At 59.8% G+C, this 17,182-nt stretch carries 14 protein-coding genes and 2 pseudogenes; 4 read left to right on the top strand and 12 right to left on the bottom strand.

All coding sequences use genetic code 11. The annotated features are described in order from the left end of the window. Positions 1 to 63: 63 nt before the first annotated feature. The 3 genes from N554_RS42630 to N554_RS0105960 form a co-directional block, all read right to left on the bottom strand. A complete protein-coding gene (locus N554_RS42630) occupies positions 64 to 261 on the bottom strand; it encodes a DUF4167 domain-containing protein (RefSeq protein ID WP_256378723.1) in 198 nt (65 codons plus the stop codon). A 1,240-nt stretch (positions 262 to 1,501) separates the two neighbouring features. Beyond that, on the bottom strand, positions 1,502 to 2,305 hold the full coding sequence (locus N554_RS0105965) for an RMD1 family protein (protein ID WP_029582650.1): 804 nt from the start codon (positions 2,303 to 2,305) through the stop codon (positions 1,502 to 1,504). A gap of 141 nt (positions 2,306 to 2,446) precedes the next feature. Then, positions 2,447 to 2,809: a PRC-barrel domain-containing protein gene (locus N554_RS0105960; RefSeq protein ID WP_029582649.1), complete on the bottom strand. Its 363-nt coding sequence runs from the start codon at positions 2,807 to 2,809 to the stop codon at positions 2,447 to 2,449. Between the two features lie 430 nt (positions 2,810 to 3,239). Between N554_RS0105960 and N554_RS0105955 the strand changes: the two genes are divergently transcribed. From N554_RS0105955 to N554_RS0105945, 3 genes are all read left to right on the top strand, one after another. Continuing rightward, positions 3,240 to 3,719: a host attachment family protein gene (locus N554_RS0105955; protein ID WP_051677340.1), complete on the top strand. Its 480-nt coding sequence runs from the start codon at positions 3,240 to 3,242 to the stop codon at positions 3,717 to 3,719. 270 nt (positions 3,720 to 3,989) lie between these two features. After that, positions 3,990 to 4,280 (top strand): hypothetical protein, encoded by a 291-nt coding sequence (locus tag N554_RS37900; RefSeq protein WP_081851120.1) that lies wholly within the window; start codon positions 3,990 to 3,992, stop codon positions 4,278 to 4,280. A 226-nt stretch (positions 4,281 to 4,506) separates the two neighbouring features. Further along, entirely contained in the window at positions 4,507 to 5,055 is a 549-nt protein-coding gene (locus N554_RS0105945) for a DUF4142 domain-containing protein (RefSeq protein WP_029582646.1), read from the top strand. Between the two features lie 147 nt (positions 5,056 to 5,202). On the opposite strand, the gene N554_RS0105940 is transcribed toward N554_RS0105945, so the two are convergent. The 3 genes and pseudogenes from N554_RS0105940 to N554_RS0105930 form a co-directional block, all read right to left on the bottom strand. Then, a complete protein-coding gene (locus N554_RS0105940) occupies positions 5,203 to 6,135 on the bottom strand; it encodes an HpcH/HpaI aldolase/citrate lyase family protein (RefSeq protein WP_029582645.1) in 933 nt (310 codons plus the stop codon). Continuing rightward, positions 6,132 to 7,320 (bottom strand): annotated as a pseudogene (locus N554_RS35445) (CaiB/BaiF CoA transferase family protein). The gene N554_RS0105940 and the pseudogene N554_RS35445 overlap by 4 nt, the downstream one beginning before the upstream one ends. Positions 7,321 to 7,648: 328 nt before the next feature. Continuing rightward, the gene (locus N554_RS0105930; RefSeq protein WP_245283531.1) at positions 7,649 to 8,836 is read right to left on the bottom strand and encodes a Spy/CpxP family protein refolding chaperone; all 1,188 of its coding nucleotides are present in this window, start codon (positions 8,834 to 8,836) and stop codon (positions 7,649 to 7,651) included. 808 nt (positions 8,837 to 9,644) lie between these two features. Here N554_RS0105930 and N554_RS35440 point away from each other — a divergent pair. Further along, positions 9,645 to 9,875 carry a hypothetical protein gene (locus N554_RS35440; protein WP_036052493.1) on the top strand — a complete coding sequence of 77 codons (231 nt, stop codon included), beginning with the start codon at positions 9,645 to 9,647 and terminating at the stop codon, positions 9,873 to 9,875. A 245-nt stretch (positions 9,876 to 10,120) separates the two neighbouring features. Here the strand turns inward: N554_RS35440 and N554_RS0105925 are convergent, their stop codons facing one another. The 6 genes and pseudogenes from N554_RS0105925 to N554_RS0105895 form a co-directional block, all read right to left on the bottom strand. Then, positions 10,121 to 12,331, bottom strand: a complete 2,211-nt coding sequence (locus N554_RS0105925; protein WP_029582643.1) for a xanthine dehydrogenase family protein molybdopterin-binding subunit — start codon at positions 12,329 to 12,331, stop codon at positions 10,121 to 10,123. Between the two features lie 12 nt (positions 12,332 to 12,343). Then, positions 12,344 to 13,250 (bottom strand): annotated as a pseudogene (locus N554_RS35435) (xanthine dehydrogenase family protein subunit M). Continuing rightward, positions 13,247 to 13,912 carry a 2Fe-2S iron-sulfur cluster-binding protein gene (locus N554_RS0105915; RefSeq protein WP_029582642.1) on the bottom strand — a complete coding sequence of 222 codons (666 nt, stop codon included), beginning with the start codon at positions 13,910 to 13,912 and terminating at the stop codon, positions 13,247 to 13,249. Before N554_RS0105915 ends, N554_RS35435 begins: the two are co-directional and overlap by 4 nt. A 53-nt stretch (positions 13,913 to 13,965) precedes the next feature. Continuing rightward, entirely contained in the window at positions 13,966 to 14,229 is a 264-nt protein-coding gene (locus N554_RS35430; RefSeq protein ID WP_197033431.1) for a cupin domain-containing protein, read from the bottom strand. A 492-nt stretch (positions 14,230 to 14,721) separates the two neighbouring features. Further along, entirely contained in the window at positions 14,722 to 15,342 is a 621-nt protein-coding gene (locus tag N554_RS0105905; protein WP_197033429.1) for a phosphate-starvation-inducible PsiE family protein, read from the bottom strand. Positions 15,343 to 15,806: 464 nt separating this feature from the next. Then, complete coding sequence (locus N554_RS0105895) at positions 15,807 to 17,078, bottom strand: cupin domain-containing protein (RefSeq protein ID WP_029582639.1); 1,272 nt, start codon at positions 17,076 to 17,078, stop codon at positions 15,807 to 15,809. Between the last annotated feature and the right edge of the window lie 104 nt (positions 17,079 to 17,182).

Genomic DNA, 17,182 nt, shown 5'->3' with positions numbered 1-17,182 from the left:
GCGGCGTCTAGTTAGCCTCCAAATCGGCCGAAAATTGCTTTGGAGCGGGCAGCCTGGCGGCGGCTAGTTCGCGTGCTCGCGCATTGAACGCAAATAGTGTTCGGCATGCTGATAGTAATTCTCCGCCGCGATCTGGTCGCCGGCCAGAGTTTCGGCGCGCGCCAGCGCCAGGTAATGTTCATATTTCATGCGGGCGTTTTGAGGAGCCCTCGCGTTGGGCTGGCGTAGCCCGGAAGTTTCAGAGTTCCGGAACTGAGGCATTCGCAGGGCGGCATTGGCCGCGATTTTCGAGTTCGGGCGCGGCTGTGGGGTGGTTCTCATGTTGGTCCCTATGCCGCCGGCATAGCCGTGGCGGCGTTCATTTGGGAAGTTGTCGGGTGCGACATAATCGAGGGGCGCTGCAGTAAAGGAGCAATCGAGCGTTCGATTGGCTGTGCGGGAAGTTGAGATCGATCAAAAACCCATGTGCAGGCTGCACGAATTCGCCTCGGCAGACGTTATGTAGAAACGCGATCGGTCGATTTCAAGTTGCCCCGGACAGAGCCGTCGCCAGGCGGCTCACAAGGAAGTTTATCAGCGGTCGGTTCATTGACTGCATGGCTTCAGACTTTTGATGGCAGTCTCGGCTTCGGCTCGTGTTGGATAGATCGCGTCGCTGGCAACCGTGATGTTCGGCGTGTCGGTGCGCGGCAACTTGTCCACGACGGTGCAGCTCTTGGTCAAAGAATTCAGGACAACGTAAAACGCGGGTGACGGCGTTTTCACAGGCTGGGAGAAGCCGGAACCGGGCCACATCATCAAGAAGCCGAAGCAGAGCAAACCTCGTCTCATCATAGCCGCCCTCCAGACTAAAATAACCTTACGGCTGGGGTTCAAGTTCCGGCGGAACCGGACATGGAACTCGTCCTGGCAAGCGGACATAGTCGCCAGACCTTCGATTGAAGACGTCCGAGGACGCCAGCCGGGACCGCCCAGTTTCGCTACGCCGATCCGACTACCGGCGGCAAATGTGGGGGTGCGCGAGCGCTGATCGAAAAATTGAGAGGGCCCCGGTGCATTGGAGCATCGCGGGGCCCGTTTATCTTCGCCTTGCGAAGAAGGTCTGGTAGGCACCAGCTTGTGTTCGAGACCTCAAGCGCGTGGCCTTTGCGCCTCAATCTCGCGGATATGGTCAGATTGTCGGCGGCGCAATGACGGCTAGCAGCTGCTGTTCACCTCACCTGCGCCGTGACCTTGCATTGGAGCAAGGTCGGGTTTCCTTCGCGGTGGCGTCATTCTCCTCACCAAGTGTGGGCCTGCGGACATCTTGTCCGCGTCTGCTGCGGATCGTCTTGACCACATGGTCCGACGCCAGTGCCTGCGAAGGCAGAGCCAATTACCCGCGCCTTGGCAGGTGCAGCGTCACGAATGCTGCGGCAGATGTGCCGGGGAGTCAAGTCCGCGCACTAAACGGAACCTGCGAGGTCAGCGGTCCGGTCCGCGGTTCCAAGGGCCGCGCGATCTAACCCGGTGACGATGTAAAGAGTTGGTAGAAGGTAATTAGAATCTCGAATGCAATGAGCGCTACGATGATCATTTCGAGACGCAAAGACCGTTGCGTGTCGATGATATCGGCAAGCGTAGTTGCAGTCTCAGAAATGACCGCGAGTTTTCGGTTAAGCGCGTCGACGCGCTCACGTAATTCGTATTCATCTTCAAGGCGAGCATAGAGCCGTTCCAGGTCGGGACGATCCCACAGTGCATCGGGCTTCTCGGTGATGGCGACCCGACCTGAGACCCTGTGTTGTACCAGCAGAGCGTTTCCGATGAGCTTGAGGATGCCGTTTCGGTTCAGACGCGCTTTTCCGCGCGTCGCTAATTCTCGGGCAAAGGGTTCGATGACTTCAAATACTTCCGCCACTCGTCGTTCATCGCGGGCAAGGACGACGCTCTTGGCTAGCACGTCGGCAATAGTCAGCAGCCTCTCTGGAGACATCGCCCTTACCTGGATTGGTCCTCCCGCCGGGACCTGATCCTCGTCGTCATCGGCAAGTTTTATGACCGCGCCTTCTTCCTCGTATCGGTCAAGCTTACCCGATACGTGCACTGCCAGCTTTTCCAGAAAGTCCCGTTCCTGTTGCTGGGACAAGCCGATCAGCACCGCAACGCCGTAGCGAAAGACCACGGCAATTCCGTCCTTTTCGATTCTGATCGCTAGGGGAGCGGTCGATAGCGTTTCACCCTCGATACCGGTCGTGGTGATGCGGTCGCCAACCTGAATGGCATGGGCGGTTACCAAACGATCGTTCGGACCAGATTTCCTCATCGAAACCGCCGCAGACTGGACGCAGCCAACTGGGCGCTCGCGCAAACCTAAGGCCGGGTTGACGGGCAACCAGCCTCAGAAACACCCACTCACATATCCGAGGAAAGGCTCAATTTGAATCTTCCCCGACAGCGTCAACGACTACGGAAGTGGAACACCGTAGTAGGCGCTTACGGAGCGGGAAAGTTGTTGATCGTTCCAGTTCCAATCGGAGTTTCGTGCATATTTTGGCGCTTTTTGCAGATGGTCCGCGGTGACCATGGTTTGATAGCCGCCGAGATCGACATTGTACTTAAGCGAAGGCCATGGCAGCGGATAGTAATCATCACCAATCCCGAGAAAGCCGCCGAAGCTAAGAACGGCATAGGAGACTTTCCCGCTGATCTTTTCGATCATCACCCGCTCAACCGATCCGATTTTTTGACCGTCGGGTCCAAAGACCGCCGTCCCCTGGACCTTATCGCTGCCTATAAGACTGACTGTTTCCTGCGCGTCGAGAAGCATTGTTCATCTCCCTGCTGCTGTTCCGACACTGCGTCACTCCGTCGCGCTCGCGATGGCAGCAATCCGTTCGGCCGTCTGACATGCGCCCGAACTTCCAAGCGAAAAAATCGGAACGGCCACCGTGTTCCGTCTTCATGCCTGCTCAACAAGATCGGGGCCCCCTCTGTTCCAACTAATTTTATTTCGTCAGGGCCGTTGAGTGAGACGCCGCGAGATCGAACGAACATTGGTTCGGCACGTTGTCGGTACGGGCGCACGTTTTCGAGCGAAACCAGAGTGCCGAACATTCAGGCAAGCTCGCGGCGGGTCCTCGCGTTGCATTTCGCAAGCGATCGGATGCTGGCGTGTTGCCGGTGTTCGGCGAACTGCAGCGTACCGCGTATCGAGCTATTCGCGTGATTCGAAGCGGCACATTTGGAGCAACGGCAAGATGGCTACGGAACTCAAATCACACGCTCCTCCTAATAACCCCCACATCATTCCTCATAATAGTCTCATTCTCGTCGGCGACGGTCAAAAGGCTCTTTTCTTGCGCAACAGAGGCAGTGCGCTAGACGTCGATCTTGTCGTCGAGCGGATCCTCGAGCAGGATAACCCGGCAACGCGTGAGCAGGGCACGGATCGTCCCGGACGAAACACAGCAAGTCTTGGAGTGGCCCGCAGTGCGATGGAAGAAGTAGACTGGCATCACATCGCAAAGGAACGGTTTGCGAACGAGATTGCGAAGGCGCTCTACCAACACGCTCACGCCAATCTTTTCGACAGGCTCATCATCATCGCGCCGCCGAAGATATTGGGCCAACTTCGCAAGGCGTTCCACGCGGAGGTCGTCGCCCGGATTGCCGCTGAGATTCCCAAAGAATTGACGGCGCACCCGGTCTCAGAGATCGGGAAGCTGGTCGCTGCTTGACGACTTTATCGCCAACCGACCTTCAATCCGACCTTAAAATGCCCGGCTCGAGCGGCATTGATGAAAATTTATCGGACCGTCCGGGAACGTTAGCTTGATGCAATCATTCCAAGCAAGGGATGCGAAGGAAAAAGCACGCCAAGTGAGGAATTGTGCCGCACCGATGCCCATGACAATCATGGCTTTTTGGCGAGGTACTGAGCAAGCTCTCACGTATGAAGGAGAGCACATCCAAATCAGCTGAAGGAAAAATACGAATAGGAGTAAGTCATGAAGCTAAACTCGACACAGGTAACGCAGACCTTGAGCCAATTCGATGCCGAGGTGCTTCCCGAAAACCATCCAGCGGTTCCTCAACTGAACGACTTGTTTGGTGATCATACGTTCTTTCTCGATGGCAGCGGTCTTAACGTCCTGGAGCCCGCTCGGGCGCCGGAAATAGAGGTTCAAGCTGGTGAAATTGTCAGCGTTGCCAGTTGGAGTGATGCGACGCTGACGAGTCTGAGGCCTCACGAACCCGAGCCGACGGGCGTTGTTGTCGTTCTGGAATCCAAACACTGATCCACGTCGATCTGATAGCCGCTATTTGTGCGACAAAAGATCGACCTCGCGATGGGCAACCGACAATCTTCAAGACCTTGTCGCGGAATTTTGCGTCGCGGCAAGTGCGGGGAACCCTTCTCTGCGCTGTGGCAGCGAATCCACGAAGCCTTGGCCGGGAGGAGGAACCATAGGGAACATTGCCAATTGATTTGGATGCCTGCCGAAACAGGAAGGGAGTCCAACAATGAAGTACCTCGCTTCTGTCTTTGCGCTCGTGCTGTTGGCGGCGCCCGCAATGGCACAATCTGTCGGAGAAAAAACCGGTGTGAACTCCGCCTTGGGCATCAGTCCCACCACGGCCGATTTTGTAAAGGCGGCCGCGATCAGTGACATGTTCGAGATTCAGTCCGGTCAAATCGCGCAAGAGCGGGGTAACGCAACGGAGAAAACCTTTGCCGCAACCATGATTAAGGACCACCAAAAAACTTCAGATGAATTGAAGTCGATGGTTTCGAGCGGAGACTTGAAGGCGGAGTTGCCGACGGCGCTGGATAGCTCTCATCAGAGCAAGATAGACAAGTTGAAATCGCTCAAGGGCGCCGAATTCAGCTCGCGCTATGATAGTGATCAAGTGAGTGGCCATAAGGATGCCGTGTCGCTGTTCGAGCGTTACTCCAAGAACGGTGACAATCAGAAGCTCAGGGAATGGGCAGGCAGGACCCTTCCGGTACTGCGGCATCATCTAGAGATGGCCCAGCACCTGTCGGCCGGGAAAACCGTCGGAAGCCACTAGTAGATATCTAGAAGGAATACGGATGCCTTGGGCATCCGTATTCGATGGTTTCCATGGACCGGCGGGTGCGGCGCGAACTAGCGACCCACTAGAGTAGATCTCGCGTGGATCAATGCTCTTCCAAGCCGTAGCGGGCGTTGCTTGCCCCTATCCGGCCTCGCTCTTAAAAGTCATCAAGCGCCGGATCATTCGGATGTTGGCGTAGTCCACCATCTTTCCATCGACCGTCACGGCGGCCTGACCATTTCGCTCCGCTTCCTCAAGCGCTCCGATCACGCGTCGGGCATAAGCCAGTTCCTCCTCGGAAGGTATGAAGGCGTTTCGTGTCGCTTCGATCTGGCTCGGATGGATGACTTGCTTGCCGTCGTATCCCATCGCCGCCGCCTTTGCAGCCGTCGACGCGGTGACGACCGCATCGCGGAATGCGCCGCACGGTCCATCGATCGCGCGCAGGCCATAGGCGCGGGCAGCGACCAGCAGGCGCATCATCGGGTAGGCGAACAGATCGAGCGGAGTTTGCGGGTGCCCGTCTGCCGCGCTCCCGACATGCTTATAACCCGATGGCGACCCGCCGATCTCCGTGCTGCGTGCGCCGATCGACGCCGCGAAGTCGCCGACGCCAAGATGCAACGCGGTGACCAGACGGTCGGCGGCCGCCAACGCCTCCACATTGATCAGGCCGCGCGCGGTCTCGATCAGTAATTCCATTTCGGCGGGCGCGTCGCGCGCTCCCGCGGCGTCCGTAATCCAGCGGCTGATCCTTGCAACGTCAGCCACAGCTTCCGCTTTCGGAATGATGAAAGCGTCCAGCCGTGTGATACCGCCGAGGCGCTCGATCTCTTTTTGAACAGATGGACTGTCGATCGCGTTCAGCCTGACGGCGACGGCCTTTTTCCCCCAGTCGTGAGCGCTCAATGCTACCGCAGCCGCCTCCAGTGCGCTGGCCTTCTCTGCCGGAGGCACAGCGTCTTCGAGATCAAGGAACACGGCGTCCGCGGCTGATGCCGCCGCGTTTTGCACGAGCCGCGAGCGGTGAGCGGGGACGGCGAGATAGGTGCGGGTCAATCGCGGCGCGGTCATGCCCGGTTATTTTCCAAGAGGCCGAGTTCGGCCAAGATCGCCGCTGTATGCTCTCCGACCGCGGGAATATCGCCCATCACAGGCGCGACGCCGGGAATGGTGATGGCCGGCAGAAAGCTCATCAGCGGCCCGTTCGGCGAGCCCACCTTTTGCACGCGCTCCCGACTATGAAGCTGTGGATGCCTGAGAAACGCTTCGACGGTATTCATATTGGCATTCGCAATGGCAGCGTTGTCGAGGCGCTGCATGACCTGTTCGGCCGGGAATTTTGCGAATTTTTGCTCGATCAGTGCCTCCAGCGTATCACGATTTTCCATGCGATGCGGATTGGTGCAAAAGCGCGGGTCGCTTGCCAGCGCCGCATCTTCCAGCACTTGCACGCAGAGCGCTGTCCATTCTCGCTCGTTCTGAATGCCGAAGAAGATCACGCGCCCGTCGCCGCACCGAAACGGCCCGTAGGGCGCGATGGTCGCGTGACGCGTGCCGGTGCGGCGTAGCGGCTCGCCGGCGCCCTCGGTGTAATAAGGCGGGGTAGCTCATCCATTCCGCCATGGAATCGAACAGCGAGACCTCGAAGGCCATTCCCTTGCCAGTACGCTCGCGATTAAATAGCGCCATCAGTACGCCGTTGACGATGTACATGCCGGTTGCAGTATCGACCACGGCGATACCGCATTTTGCGGGCTGTTCGTCGGTGCCGTTGACCGAGAGAAAGCCTGCTTCGCACTGAACCAGCAGGTCGTAGGCTTTTTTCTCGCTATAGGGACCGCCGCTGCCGTAGCCGGATATGTCGCAGGCAATCAGGCGAGGGAAGCGCTCCACCAGCGTCGCGCCATCGAGACCGAGCCGTTTGGCCGCGCCGGGCGCCAGATTTTGCAAAAACACGTCTGCGTGCGGTAACAGCGCCTCGAATACGCGCTTGCCTTCGCTGCTTTTGACATCGAGTGCGAGGCTCTCCTTCGAGCGGTTGGTCCAGGCAAACTGGCTCGACATCCCATTCATCACATAATCATAGTCGCGGCAGAAGTCGCCTTTGCCGGGCCGCTCGATTTTGATGACCCGCGCGCCCCAATCGGCCAGATGCCGGCTGGCGAGAGGTGCGGCGATCGCCTGCTCAAGCGAGACGACCGTGATACCGGACAGTGGCAGCCGCGAGGCCTGGTTCATGAACGATCTCCAAATCATGCGTGTAGCTTCCGTATAGCCGGTTCTGGTCCCTGAGCGGAATACCGATCGAAGTTCGCGCGGTGTAAAGGTTGTGCGGATTGGTCCGCAGGCTGTCAGCCCGGACCGCAGTGACCGTTTTCAAAGCGAGGGTGCGTGCAGGCTGATCGCCGACGCGTCTATTCCGTCGCGGCGGTCCGGGCGCGTTGGGGGGCTTCGCCGCGGCTGAGCATCAGCGCGATTCCCAAGTGAGATTGGATGGCACCTCAAAGAGAAAACAGGCGATGAAGAAGATGCCGGCTGGCTGGCAACATGTGAGCCAGCCTTGCCGGGCGCTGCTCTCATCGGTTCACCAGCGGGCCATCGACATGAAATACCGAATCAATCCGTGGATGCTGGGATGATGGCGGCGAACATGCGTTCGCGCCGCGGTCTGCTGGGTGGAACCGGTCGGCTGATCGGAAAATGCCGATCGGCGCGGCCCGATCGCTTCAAACTGTGCCTTCTGTTCGTCATTTAGCTGTCCGTAAAAGTCCTCCAATGCCGCACGCACAACCTTGACCGCCTGCAGCATGGTGTCGAGCCGATTGGCGATCGCCTCAAGCCGAGCTGGCGGCGTGATCGCTTCCGTAGCCGGGCAGGACTTGAGCATGTCCGCCGCCTTTGCACTGGCATCCCGTAGCGCCGCGAGACTCGTACTTTGCGCCTCGGTGAGATGAAGCCTCGCTTCAATCTCGCTGGTCGGCCAGTCCGTTACGCCGGGTTGCGCACCCCCACAGGTTTGAGCGAGCGAGGTGTCTGGGTTGCGCGCTGTTTCGCGCTTGCGCTGATCCTGGCCGAGCGCGTTCAGCCGGGCTCTCTGTTCATCGTTCAGTAGGTCGTAGAATTTCTGCAGCGGCGGCTGAACCGTTCCGACCGCGGAAATCATCGCTTCGATCCGCTCTTGCATGGCTGCAAGCCGGACGGGTGTCGTCAGCGCTATTTGTTTCGGGCATGCCGCCTTAATAATCTGTGCGGCTTTCACCGAGGCGTTGGCGAGATCATCCAGCGCCGCACGTTGGGCTTCGTCCGGCTGAATAGCCTGTTGGATTTGATCGATCGGAAGACCTGCGATGTCGCGGCTGTCGTCACCGCATAGTTGCGCCAACCGATCGGGCTTCGCAGTCCGGGCGCTGCGCGCTTGTTTAATCGTGCCCCGAGGACTGCCGGCGCTTGGTGGCAGATAGCCCACGAGGTCATCGTAGCCGTAGGGTGCGAACAAGCCGGCATAAATGTCATTGTAGCCGTAGTCCCAGAACGGTTCATCGTAGCCATAACCCCACAACGTGTAGTCATACAGGTCGTAGTAAGCGAACGGCCAGAACAGCGGGCCGACCCAGCCATATCCACCGTGGCGGTGCCGCCACCAGCCATGTCTGCCGTCGCGGCGGTCATGCCATCCTGCGGTGGCGGCACTCGCAGCGATCTGCGCGCGCGTGTTTGGATTGAGAACCGCAGTTCTGTTGCGCAATGCGCCAGCAACCGCGCTTGAGTTCAACGCGTTTCGCACAGCGCTTGACCTTACGCTCGCGCTTCGACTTTGGATGAAATTTGCAGCTCGATCCCGGCCGACTACGGCGCCGGGATTGGTATTCAATGTTGCGCCGCGGCTGGCAGCCCGGTTCGGAAGGCCGTGAACTGCAAGGGAGCGTTGACCATGGAAACTCGGCTGTGAACTTGGCCGCGCCGCAAACCGCGATATCGCCGGCCTGCTGCCAATATGCGCGCGGCCGAGGTGAGGCGCACCGCCGAAACGCGCACCGCTGCCCGCGCGAACGCCGCCGATATGCGCTGCGCCCAAACGCGCGCCGCCAATTGCGGGCGGCGCTCCGCGGCCGCCGAAGCGGGCGCCGCCACCCATCGCGTGCGGTGCTCCGCGGCCCCCGAAGCGGGCGCCGCCACCCATCGCATGCGGTGCTCCGCCTCCGCCACGAATTCCAGCCGCGCCGCCGCCTCTTCCTGGAGGATCCGCGTAAGCAGCGCCGGACAGGGCGGTGGTTAGAGCAATAACGACACAAATTCCTATTTTTGACACGGCACCCTCGAGCGCCTCGCGCGAGCCATCAATGGAGCAGCCCAGCGCTCGATAACCCCGGCGCGGTGCGAAAGTTCCGGGAAGCTCAGGGTCGAGCGAGGACGCGCATGCCGCTGGTGTGGCGCAGGGAGGACATCGCACTGAGTTGGCAGCTCCGAAGTGGGTTCCCGAGTCTGCTGTCGAACTCTTCTCAGAATCGTTCAGAATCGTAATGACAGTGTCCTGAAATCGGATTTAGATAATCCGGGGTAGGCAAGTTGGAGGCGGGAGAATGGAAGACCTGGTTCGCTACCGCGCCATGGAATCCTTGTGCCGTCAGCGCGCGGTATTTCATCCCCTTGACAGCTGGCGGCTGCTCGCGGAAGCCGAGATGTGGCACCACAAAGCTGAGGAAGAGATCGATTCCCGCTTTAGAGAATGCAATGGCAACGCACCGACCGCACTCGCTAAGAGAGCGTCACATTCCAGTGCACGCGATGAAAACCGATCATTGGCGGGTTGAAGCTCTGCGAAGGCTGCACCGCTTGGCGGCTCCGTCGCGCTGAAGAAGCGGAACCTGGCTTTCCCCGGCAGCTCGCTGAAGCCGAGCAGCGGCAGTGGCACGTCGACCTCGGGAAGGCGGGACAAGATGCCCGATAGCAGCCAAGGCGTAAGGCCCTACGCGAAGCAGGACAAATCCGGCAAGTGTGAACGGCCGCACTCAAACGAAGATCAAACGGTGTCCGCTCGAAATCGTTAGCTCCTCCATCAGGCCTGCACCGGTAATTTGGCAAGTAATTTGTCGAGCGTTATCGGGTAGTCCCGAATCCGCGCGCCACAGGCGTTGTAAATCGCGTTGGCGATCGAGGCGCCGGCACCGCAGATTCCGAGTTCGCCGATGCCTTTGCTCTTCAGTGGATTGGATTCGTTGTCCAACTCGGCAAGGAAGATGGCGTCGATGGTCGGTATATCGGCGTGCACCGGCACGTGGTATTCGGCGAGGTCGTGATTGACGTAATATCCAAAGCGGGGATCGAGCGTCACATCCTCGTGCAGAGCAGCGCCGACACCGAAGACCATCCCGCCGATCGCCTGAGAGCGGGCCGTTTTCGCGTTCAGGACACGGCCGGCAGTGAATACGCCCAACATGCGCCGCAGTCGTACCTCGCCGGTATCCACGTCGACGCCGACTTCGGCGAAATGTGCGCCGTAGGATTGTTGCGAGAAATTCTTGTTGTTGCTGCCCGGCTGGATTTCGCCGTCGGCGTCCATTCCTGTGCCGACAAGGTCCGTGAGCTTCCTGGACTGTTCTTCGGAGGCGATGCTGCCGTTGGCAAATCGTGCGGTTTTCGGATCCATGCCGGCGGTCCGTGCCAGCTTCTCACGTAACACGTGGCAGGCCTCGAACAGGGCCGAGCCCGAACTGCCTGCGCCGAATGACCCGCCCGACCCTGCCGCTTGCGGAAAGATGGTATCGCCGATCTCGACCCGGATGCGTTCGGTTGGCAGGCCGAGCATCTCGGCCGCGATCTGCGCCAGGATGGTGTAAGTCCCGGTGCCGATGTCGGTCATCGCCATCCGGACAGTGGCGGTACCGTCGGAGTCCAATCGGACGTTGGCTTTGGAGAGCTGAAGCGGGTTGCCGCGGGTTGCTACAGCCATGCCCATCCCCACCAGCCAGCGTCCATCACGAACCTGGCCTGGCTTCGCATTGCGCTTATCCCATCCAAATCGGCGCGCACCTTCCTGCAGGCAGGCGATCAGGTGCCGGCTGGAATAGGGAATATGCTTTTCCGGGTCCTCGCTCGGCTCGTTTCGCATGCGCAGTTCGATCGGGTCGAGGTTGAGTTTTTCGGCAAGTTCGTCCATTGCGCATTCAAGCGCCAGCAGCCCGACAGCCTCGCCGGGAGCGCGCATCGACGAGGCAACCGGAATGTCGAGGGGTACCAGACGGTGTCGCGTCAGCCGGTTAGGTCCGGCGTAAAGCGTGCGGGTCTGCAGAGCCGCTGCCTCGTAGGTTTGTTCGGTGGGTAGATTGCCCGAGAACACATCGTGTCCAATGGCGAGGATTCGCCCATCGCGGTCGGTGCCCAGGCGGATCCGCTGGATGGTGTCAGAACGGTGTGTCGTGACGTGAAAGATCTGCTGCCGCGTCAACGCGGTTTTCACCGGCCGCTGGAGCTGTCGCGACGCGATGGCGGCCAGGATGGCATCGGCGTTGACCCAGAGCTTGCCGCCGAATCCGCCGCCGATGAAGGGGCTGACCAGCCGCACGTTCTCAACGGGAATCTTCAAGGTCGTCGCGATGACCTTCTGTCCCTGATTGAGCATCTGGTTCGCCGTGTGGAGGACCAGCTTGTCGCCATCCCACATCGCTAGCGTGGCATGGGGCTCCATCATGGCGTGACTTTGCAAGGGAGTGGTGTAGGTCTCGTCGATCTGCACCGGGGCATCGGCGAACGCGCTTGCGAAATCGCCCACCGTGCTGTCGGCCACCGCACCGTCGCGCTGGTGCGGAACGCGCGCCTGATCGAGATTGGTTCGGAGCGCGTATTTTCCGCTCGACGGATCGTATTTCACATCGACGAGGTAAGCAGCCGCCCTGGCTTGCTCGAAGCTATCGGCAACCACGAAAGCGACCGGCTCACCGTAACGTGTCACCTGCGGCCCGGTAAGCACCGGGTGAGCCTCACGGTGATTGCCGGTGCCTTGCTCGGGCGCGTTGCGATGGGTGAGGACGAGGACGACGCCCGGCGCCTTTTCCGCGGCGCGGGTATCAATCGATCTGATCTTTCCTTTTCCGATCGAGGCTTCGACCACAAAGCCGTACAGCATGCTCGGACCCTGCCGCATCTCGTAGGCGTAGCGCGCGCCGCCGGTAACTTTTAATCGCCCGTCAACACGATCCATCGGTTTGCCGACGATGCCATCGGCACCGACATCAAGGGCATTCGCGCCAACGGGTGAGTTCATTTCCATGAGTACGCTCCCTCAGGTCCGGGTAGTCTCTGCCAGCACGCTGTGCAGGGTTCGCCGCGTCAGCGGAATTTTGAAATCATTGCCGCCGAATCCACGGGCGCCGTCGAGAACTGCACTTGCGGCTGCGTTGAAGGTGGTCGTGTCCGCTAAGGTGTCGGCCAATTTTTCCTCCGCCTGCGGTGCACGCCAGGGCTCAAACCAGCGCAAAAGCGTAGGAGGCGCGATCGCGAACTTTGCGGTAGACATGAACCCCGGGGGGCGGCGGCGGCAGTGTTACTGCCGTGATGATTTCGCCTGATTTGAGGGACGTCTCGATCTCCGGGGTTTTGCCGGGAAGACGATAAAACTCGGCGATCGGAATCACCCGGGCCTCGCCCTCGCCATTGACCGTCTCTACCTTGGCGTCGAGCGCCCGCATCGCCACCGCCATATCGGACGGGTGAGTGGCGATGCAGTGATCGCTGGTGCCGAGGATGGCATGAATGCGGTTGAAGCCGGCGAGTGCCGCGCAACCGGAGCCGGGACTGCGCTTGTTGCACGGTTTTGTGACGTCGTAAAAATAATAGCAGCGTGTTCGCTGCAGCAGATTGCCGCCTGTGGTAGCCTTGTTGCGCAACTGGGCGCTCGCGCCCGCCAGCAATGCGCGGCTCAGGACACCGTAGCGCTGCCGAACGCGCGGATCGGCCGCGAGATCGCTATTGCGCACCAGCGCGCCGACACGCAAGCCCCCATCCGAGGTCTCTTCGATCTTGTCGAGCGGCAGCCGGTTGATATCGACCAGCGTCGATGGCGTCTCGACCTGCAACTTCATCAGGTCGAGCAAATTGGTGCCGCCGGCAATGATTTTGGCGCCAGGCTTGACCGCAGCGGCGGCAGCCTGGGCGGTCGTATCGGCGCGTTGATAGGTAAAGGCTTTCATGTCGGCATCCCCGCGGCTTGTTTGATGGCGGCCACAATGTTGGGATAGGCCGCACAGCGGCAGATATTGCCGCTCATCCGTTCGCGGATTTCGGCGTCGGTGAGTTCAGCTACCGGATGCGTCAGGTCCTCCGTTACGTAGCTTGGCATGCCGTTACGGCTCTCGGTCAACATCCCGGCGGCGGAGCAGATCTGGCCTGACGTGCAGTAGCCGCACTGAAATCCGTCATGCTCGACAAAAGCGTTTTGTAGCGGGTGCAGGTTGGCGCCCTCGGCAAGTCCTTCGATGGTCGTGACCGCTTGCCCATCATGCATCACCGCAAGCGTCAGGCAGGAGTTGATGCGACGTCCGTCGATCAGCACCGTGCAGGCGCCGCATTGCCCGTGATCGCAACCCTTCTTCGAGCCGGTCAGCGTGAGATGTTCACGTAAGGCATCCAGCAATGTCGTGCGGGGGTCCAGTGTCAGCGAATGAGGCTGGCCGTTGATCTGAAGTTCGACCTTCGCAGGAGGCGGGGGCGGCTCGTCGCCATCGGCCGGGCCGGCCGCAAGAGCTGCGCGCGGAAGCGTGGTCAAGAGCAGCGCGGTGGTTCCGGTCTCGATTACCGTGCGACGGGTAACCTCAATTGTGCCGGTTTCTGTATTGGATTCGTGCTCGTCCATGATTGCTCCATGTTTGCACGCCGGTGAAGGCTGACTGCAGAAGACAAGAGGGCCTACGGCCAGGTGTTGTCCGGAAGGTTGATGACGATAGGCTTCGCTGTGCTGCGCACGACCACCCATCGAAACGGCTCCAGCTTCGAAGGATTGATTTCCCGGTGCGGCAGGAAGGCGGGAACGTGAATGAAATCGCCGGCCTTGGCATACGCGACAGATTCACCTCTTGCACCCCAGCGTACTTCGCAGATTCCGGACAGGACGTATGCGATCGTCTCCTGCTGTCCGTGATGGTGAATTGCTGTCCGCGATCCCGGTTCCACTTCGAACAAACCGCCCCAAAGGGCCGAACGGAATCCAGTTCAGGCGCGATAGCCGCGCGACGTTCAGAGCCCGGCGTTTGTGTGGTTCCGCGATCGAATCTATCTGGGTTGACGATGTGGATTGCACCGGGAAAATTCATGGCGTTCCGGATCAATTTCAATCGGTAGCCATGTAGCTAAGTGGGCGCTGATTAGGGAGCCACTAAATTGGGGTTTAGAGAGGTCACATCGAATTGAGGCGCCTTCGGCAAAGGAACGCGTGGCGGCTTTTTTAAATCGAAGGTTCAGCCAATAGTCATCGCTCCGCTGCGTCGAAATCGCCGGAGACGAAGGCCGTTCCCCATCCAGTAGTTGCCAGTGCCTCTGGATCATCAGCACCTTCTTTTCGGCAAACCGCGCGGCTGCGGCCAGCGGGAGCAGCGTGACCGCTCCGAACACGAGGCCGCATGCGCGGCAATGCGCATTATGATTTCCTTCCTTGGTAACCAGAATCTATTTGACGTCCTCCTTGACCGGAATGCTCAATTTCTGAGAGTTCCTCGCGAGACCCGTGCCGGTCGGCGGTCTGTTAGGAGGTTCGTCTTCCGCCCGCGGTGAGCGGTCCTGGTCAGGCTCGTTCGCTGCTGTGAGGGCGTGGCCCCGCCGAAGCAGATAAATCGAAACCACGAAGATCAAAATGAGCACTCCCAAGACTGCCAGCTCTACAATTGAGGAGCGAAACAACATCTCGCCTCCAGTTGACGCGAGGCCTTCCGCGGTTACGCCCGATGACTTCAGGGTGATGACGAGGACGTTTCGGATCGAAGCGATGAGCCCTATGATCAGGAACGGCTCGGGCGTCAGCGCACCCGAACGGACGGAACCTCGGACGGTATGCAGGATCTCAATCAGCATGAGTACGAACATCAACCGATCGACGATAAGGAATATCGCGTGGGTGCCGCCCCAGTCACGCATTCCCTCCAACAGTAACAGCGCAGCGCTCCCGAGCGTGAGCAACGCGCTCAACGACAAAAGCACACCGAGTGCCACATAGACGACGATTTCGATGTGCAGGAACATCTCGGTCGAAAGCCGGATCGCACGATCTTTTTCAAGGGGTCCGCTGGCCATCCCTTATTCCTTCACGCTTGAGCGAGATACCCCGGCATCCAATTTGATGCGCGTGAGGGCTCAACCCGGACATCGCGTCCTCGAAGTATGCCATCGGCGGAGTCGCGCGCCAGTCGGCGGCAGCGTGAGGCCGAGTATCCTCGCGGTCTTCAGGTTGATGAGCAGCTCGAATATGGTCGGCTGCTCGATGGGCAATTCGGAGGATCTCGCACCCTCCATAATGCGATCGACGCACAACGCCGTACGTGGAGACAAATCCGCGACACCCGCCGCGAGCGCGATAGTGCTTCCGGCAAACGGGAGTCGATGCATGTTTGCACATTCGGCGATTTTTCTGCGACGAGCGATCAGGCCGCCGGCCGGGTACCAGGTGCGCGGCGGGCGAACCGGTGTGCGGCAGACGGCCGACCGAGGTCGGAGGGGCGGCATGTTGCTTTCGGCAAAAGCCGCCGCCCGTGAGCCGATCATTCCGGCATGACTTCCGGCTTGTTCTTGGGGAATTTGGCGATGGTGGCTTCGCTCACATTCAGGTGCTGGGCAACCATCTTTGGCGGCGTCCGGGAAATCCAGTCGGACAAGGAGACATCCGCGAAATACGGAGCTCTGAATACTTCGAGGAACTGCAAGTCGGTGTCGCCTGTGTTCTTGATATAATGTCCGAGGTTCTTCTTGACATAGCCGATGTCGCCCGCGTTGAAGTCCATCGTGACGGCGTTCGGGCCAGTGTTGAAGACCGTCATTTGCCCTTTGCCCTTGATCCAGTACTGCCACTCGTCGGCGTTGGGGTGCCAATGCATCTCCCGCAGGCCGCCAGGATGCACCGTTACCAGCGCGGCGGCGACGGTTGTAGAAACGGTGAAGTTGCGGCTGTCGGCGATGTGCACCGTACCGCCCTTGGTCTCGCGCGCCGGGGCTCCCGATCCGAGTGAGAAGGTGAAGGGGTGCGGTGGCGCGCCCTTTCCACTCACCGCTTCGCGGTCCGCGGCGAGGTCGCCGGGTAATTCGCCCTGGAAGATGTAGAGGTCGCGCAACGGAATATCCTTGAACGTGTCGACGGGTACGCCGAAATTCTGGCCGAGGATGTCGGGCGGCGTATGCGTGAACCATTCCGACACCAGCAGGGTGGTGAATTCGGACGCCTTGCCTTCATCGAAACAGATAAGGAATTCGCAGCCGTCCGAGCCGAGTCCCTGCAGCGAATGCGGCAAGCCGGCGGGGAAATACCAGAGGTCGCCTTCTTTCACGTCGGCGACGTAAGGCCGGCCCAATTCGTCGAGGATAGTGATGCGGCACGTGCCGTAGGTCATGTAGGCCCACTCTGCAAACTGGTGCCAGTGCATCTCGCGGATGCCGCCGGACGTCAGCCGCATGTTGACGCCGGAGATGGTGTCAGCAACCGCGAAGGAGTCCTGTGTTACCTGACGGGCCCAGCCGCCATTTTGAATGCGCCGCGGCGCGTTGTTGAATGACGCCCAGCTCAGCGGCATGCTGCCGACGTCGGTCGCCGGCGGGGAAAATGCCGCCGGGAACTGGTCCCTTATCGCCGGGTTCTGCGGACCGGGATCGGTGATGCTCCTCGGATTCTTGGCGTTGATCGCACCCTGCGGCGGATCGTTCGGATTGCCGAAACTGATATCGCTTTTCACCGGAGTGGCGGCATCCGCCGTAGTCATTGTCGCTGCCGTCACCACTCCACCTACGGCAGTCGCCGCCAACATGTCACGTCTCGAGAACATTGCTTGTCTCTCCAACTAGAGGATGAAACTTGAATTATTGGGAGATGGCCGCGAGCCTTTTTCGTGCACAGCCAAATTGAAGTTTCGAACGCTCATCTTTGCGT

Origin of the sequence: Bradyrhizobium sp. URHD0069, from assembly GCF_000701345.1 — a bacterium.
Taxonomy (GTDB): Bacteria; Pseudomonadota; Alphaproteobacteria; order Rhizobiales; family Xanthobacteraceae; genus Bradyrhizobium.
The sequence above is the reverse complement of the archived record's forward strand: the minus strand, read 5'-3'. Positions and strand labels throughout refer to the sequence as shown.

Excerpts from the sequence above, each read along its gene's own strand:
- N554_RS42630 (WP_256378723.1), bottom strand. The coding sequence starts at position 261 with ATGCCTCAGTTCCGGAACTCTGAAACTTCCGGGCTACGCCAGCCCAAC.
- N554_RS0105940 (WP_029582645.1), bottom strand. The coding sequence starts at position 6,135 with ATGACCGCGCCGCGATTGACCCGCACCTATCTCGCCGTCCCCGCTCAC.
- N554_RS0105925 (WP_029582643.1), bottom strand. The coding sequence starts at position 12,331 with ATGGAAATGAACTCACCCGTTGGCGCGAATGCCCTTGATGTCGGTGCC.
- N554_RS0105960 (WP_029582649.1), bottom strand. The coding sequence starts at position 2,809 with ATGCTTCTCGACGCGCAGGAAACAGTCAGTCTTATAGGCAGCGATAAG.
- N554_RS37900 (WP_081851120.1), top strand. The coding sequence starts at position 3,990 with ATGAAGCTAAACTCGACACAGGTAACGCAGACCTTGAGCCAATTCGAT.
- N554_RS0105955 (WP_051677340.1), top strand. The coding sequence starts at position 3,240 with ATGGCTACGGAACTCAAATCACACGCTCCTCCTAATAACCCCCACATC.
- N554_RS0105905 (WP_197033429.1), bottom strand. The coding sequence starts at position 15,342 with ATGGCCAGCGGACCCCTTGAAAAAGATCGTGCGATCCGGCTTTCGACC.
- N554_RS0105915 (WP_029582642.1), bottom strand. The coding sequence starts at position 13,912 with ATGGACGAGCACGAATCCAATACAGAAACCGGCACAATTGAGGTTACC.
- N554_RS0105965 (WP_029582650.1), bottom strand. The coding sequence starts at position 2,305 with ATGAGGAAATCTGGTCCGAACGATCGTTTGGTAACCGCCCATGCCATT.
- N554_RS0105945 (WP_029582646.1), top strand. The coding sequence starts at position 4,507 with ATGAAGTACCTCGCTTCTGTCTTTGCGCTCGTGCTGTTGGCGGCGCCC.
- N554_RS0105895 (WP_029582639.1), bottom strand. The coding sequence starts at position 17,078 with ATGTTCTCGAGACGTGACATGTTGGCGGCGACTGCCGTAGGTGGAGTG.
- N554_RS35440 (WP_036052493.1), top strand. The coding sequence starts at position 9,645 with ATGGAAGACCTGGTTCGCTACCGCGCCATGGAATCCTTGTGCCGTCAG.